Consider the following 3340-nt stretch of genomic DNA (forward strand, 5'->3'; position numbering starts at 1 on the left):
TCGCCGGTCCGATGACCCGAACCGTCGACGATGCCGCGCTGATGATGAGCGTGCTGTCGAAGCCGGATCGCCGCGACGGCACCAGCCTGCCGCGGAGCGACATCAACTGGAAGGTGGTTGAGAAGTCGCCCCGCAAGCTGCGGATCGGCCTGATGCTCGATCTCGATGTCGGCCAGAAGCTGGAAGCGCCGGTCCGCGAGGTCGTGCAGCAGGCTGCGAAGATTTTCGAATCCGCCGGCGCCGTCATCACCGAGGTCAAGGGGATCCTGACCCACGAGATGCTCGACGGGCTCGACAATTTTTGGCGCGCGCGTTTGTGGGATGATCTGTCGAAGCTTTCGCCCGAGATCCGCGCGAAAACCCTGCCTTATATCCTGCGCTGGGCCGAACGCGGTGCGAGCTTATCCGGCGTCGACGTCATCAGGGGCTTCAACGTCACGATGGCGCTGCGCGCCGCCGCGGCAAAATTGTTCCACGACCTGGACTATGTGATCTCGCCGACCTCGCCGGGCGTGAAATTCCCGGCCGAGTTTGCCGGGCCGACCAACGATCCGGACCGGCCGCTCGAGCACATCGCCTACACGGTGCCGTGGAACATGGCTGACAATCCGGCGATCTCGATCAATGGCGGCTATGATGCCGACGGCTTTCCGATCGGCGTCCAGATCGTCGGCCGCCGTTTCGACGATCTCGGCGTGCTGGGGCTTGCCAAGACTTTCGAAGGCCAGCGCGGCGAGCAGCGGCCGTGGCCGAAGGTGCCGACAAAGTAGCAGCCGTCGTCATTCCGGGGCGGTGGACCGAACCCGGAATCCAGAGTTGAATCCGAATAATCTCGAGATTCCGGGTTCGCGTCTTCGGCGCGCCCCGGGATGACGGCTCAATAAACAACAAACAAAACAATTCGAGGAAACCCCACATGGCCTACGAGACGATTCTCTACGACGTCGCCGACCAGATCCTCACGATCACGCTGAACCGGCCGGAGAAGCTGAACGCCTTCACCGCGACGATGCAGCGCGAGCTGATCGACGCGTTCGATCGCGCCGATGCGGATGACGGCGTCCGCGCTATCATCGTCACGGGCTCGGGCCGCGGCTTCTGCGCGGGTGCCGATCTCTCCTCGGGCGCCGACACCTTCGATCGCGACGCTAGGCGCGGGCCGGTGAAGCGTCACGCCGACGGCCGGGTCGATTATTCCGACCCACAGGTGCGTGACGGCGGCGGCCAGGTCACCTTGCGCATCTTCAAGTCGCTGAAGCCGGTGATCGCGGCGGTGAACGGCCCTGCGGTCGGAATCGGCGTCACCATGCAGCTCGCGATGGACATCCGCATCGCATCAGAGGCGGCGCGCTTCGGCTTCGTGTTCTCCCAGCGCGGTATCGTGCCGGAGGCCGCCTCGAGCTGGTTCCTGCCGCGACTGGTCGGCATCTCGCAGGCGCTGGAATGGTGCTACACCGGCCGGGTGTTTCCGGCGCAGGAGGCGCTCGCCGGGCGCCTCGTCAGCAAGGTGGTGCCGCCGGATCAGTTGCTGCCGACCGCGCGCGCACTGGCGCGCGAGATCGCCGAGAAGACGGCGCCGGTCTCGGTCGCGCTGATCCGCCAGATGATGTGGCGCATGATGGGCGCCGACGATCCTATGGAAGCGCACAAGGTCGACAGCCGCGGCATCTACGCGCGCGGCCGCTCCGATGACGTCAAGGAAGGCGTGGTGTCGTTCCTGGAGAAGCGCCCGGCGCAGTTCAAGAACAAGGTGTCATCAGATATGCCCGACTATTTCCCGTGGTGGGACGAGCGAGAGTATAAGTAGGCCGGACTACACCCCGGCTGTCGTCCCGGCCAACCGAAGCGCGAGCCGGGACCCATACCCTCAGGGAGCGGTTTGGCGAAGAACGACGTCCAGGGTGCCACAACGATAGATCACGCGGTATGGGTCCCGGATCTGCGCTTCGCTTGTCCGGGACGACACCGAGTGTGTCGTGGCTGCGTCACTCCATCACCAACGCGACGCGGCCGATGGCCTTGCGATCGATCAACAGCCGCATCGCTCGCGCGACATCTTGCAGCGGCAGGCGATGCGACACGTTCGGCCGCACCTTGCCCTGCTCGGCCCAGGCCGACAGCGCCGCCATGCGCGCTTCGCCGAGTGCCGGATCCCTGCGCGCGGCTTCGCCGGCGCGGACGCCGAGTACGCTGGCGCCCTTGATCAGGATCAGGTTAGTGCGTGCCAGCCCGATCCCGCCGGTGAAGCCGATCACCAGGAGACGCGCGCCAAAGGCGATGCATCGCACGCTATTCTCGAACACCTCGCCGCCCACTGGATCGAACACGACATCGACACCGCGGCCGTCGGTGATGCGCTTGACGGCATCGCGAAATGGCTCGCGCGCATACAGCACGCCATGGTCGGCGCCGCGCGCTTGCGCGGCCGCAAGCTTCTCCTCGGAGGAGGCCGCTGCGATCACGGTCGCTCCTAATAGCTTTCCAACCTCGACCGCAGCCAGGCCGACACCGCCGCCGGCGCCATGCACCAACAGAGTCTCACCTGATTTCAGTTGGCCGCGGTCGACCAGCGCATGGTAGGCGGTGCCATGCGCGGCAAGGAACGTCGCACCTTCTGCATAGTCGAATGTCCGCGGCAATGGCGTCAGTTGCGATGGCATCACCACCGCTTCGTCGGTGAAGGCGCCGTGGCGCATCTTCACCATCGCCCGGTCGCCGGCCGCCACGCCGCTCACATCGCTGCCGATCTCGACGATGTCGCCTGATGCCTCCATGCCCGGCGTGAACGGCAGCTCCGGCTTGAGCTGATACTCACCTGATACCATCAGCACGTCGGGAAAATTGAGGCCGGCGGCGCGGATCGCCACGCGCACCTCGCCTGCGCCAAGCGGCTGCGATGCAAAGCTCTCCAGCCGCAGGCGCTCGGGCGGCCCAAGCTCGCGGCAGACGACGGCCTTCAGCATCAGGCGGCCTTCTTCTTGCGCGCCAATGCCTCGCGCAGCAGCGGCAGGCGGTCATTGCCGAAATACATGTCGGTCTGGTCGAGGAAGATGGTCGGCGAGCCGAAGCCGCCGCGTTTCATCACCTCATCGGTATTGGCCTTGAGTTGATCCTTGATCGCCTGCTGGCCGATGCCGGCGAAAAAGGCTTGCGCATCGACGCCGACGCGCTTGCAGACTTCCGCGAGCACGCTGTCCTGCGAGATGTCCTGGTCCTCGCCCCAATAGATCTCGAACACCGTGCGCGCGAACGGCAGCATGGCCTGCTTGTTTTCCTGCCCTACCCAGATGCAGCCGCGCATCGCCTTGACGCTGTTCACCGGAAACACCGTCGGCCGCAT

At 65.4% G+C, this 3340-nt stretch carries 4 protein-coding genes; 2 read left to right on the forward strand and 2 right to left on the reverse strand.

The genetic code is table 11. The features are described from left to right. Together WA702_RS21225 and WA702_RS21230 are read left to right on the forward strand one after the other, a co-directional pair. Positions 1 to 770, forward strand: a 770-nt coding sequence (locus WA702_RS21225; RefSeq protein WP_425112512.1) for an amidase family protein, incomplete at its 5' end; no start/stop codon positions are given. Between the two features lie 146 nt (positions 771 to 916). After that, complete coding sequence (locus tag WA702_RS21230) at positions 917 to 1807, forward strand: crotonase/enoyl-CoA hydratase family protein (protein WP_425112513.1); 891 nt, start codon at positions 917 to 919, stop codon at positions 1805 to 1807. Between the two features lie 178 nt (positions 1808 to 1985). On the opposite strand, the gene WA702_RS21235 is transcribed toward WA702_RS21230, so the two are convergent. Together WA702_RS21235 and WA702_RS21240 are read right to left on the reverse strand one after the other, a co-directional pair. Then, positions 1986 to 2963 (reverse strand): NADPH:quinone oxidoreductase family protein, encoded by a 978-nt coding sequence (locus WA702_RS21235; protein ID WP_425112514.1) that lies wholly within the window; start codon positions 2961 to 2963, stop codon positions 1986 to 1988. Next, the coding region (locus WA702_RS21240; protein WP_425112515.1) for a DsbA family protein at positions 2963 to 3340 on the reverse strand (378 nt) is incomplete at its 5' end. The genes WA702_RS21240 and WA702_RS21235, both read right to left, overlap by 1 nt.

The organism is Bradyrhizobium sp., from assembly GCF_049798375.1.
Lineage (GTDB): Bacteria > Pseudomonadota > Alphaproteobacteria > Rhizobiales > Xanthobacteraceae > Bradyrhizobium.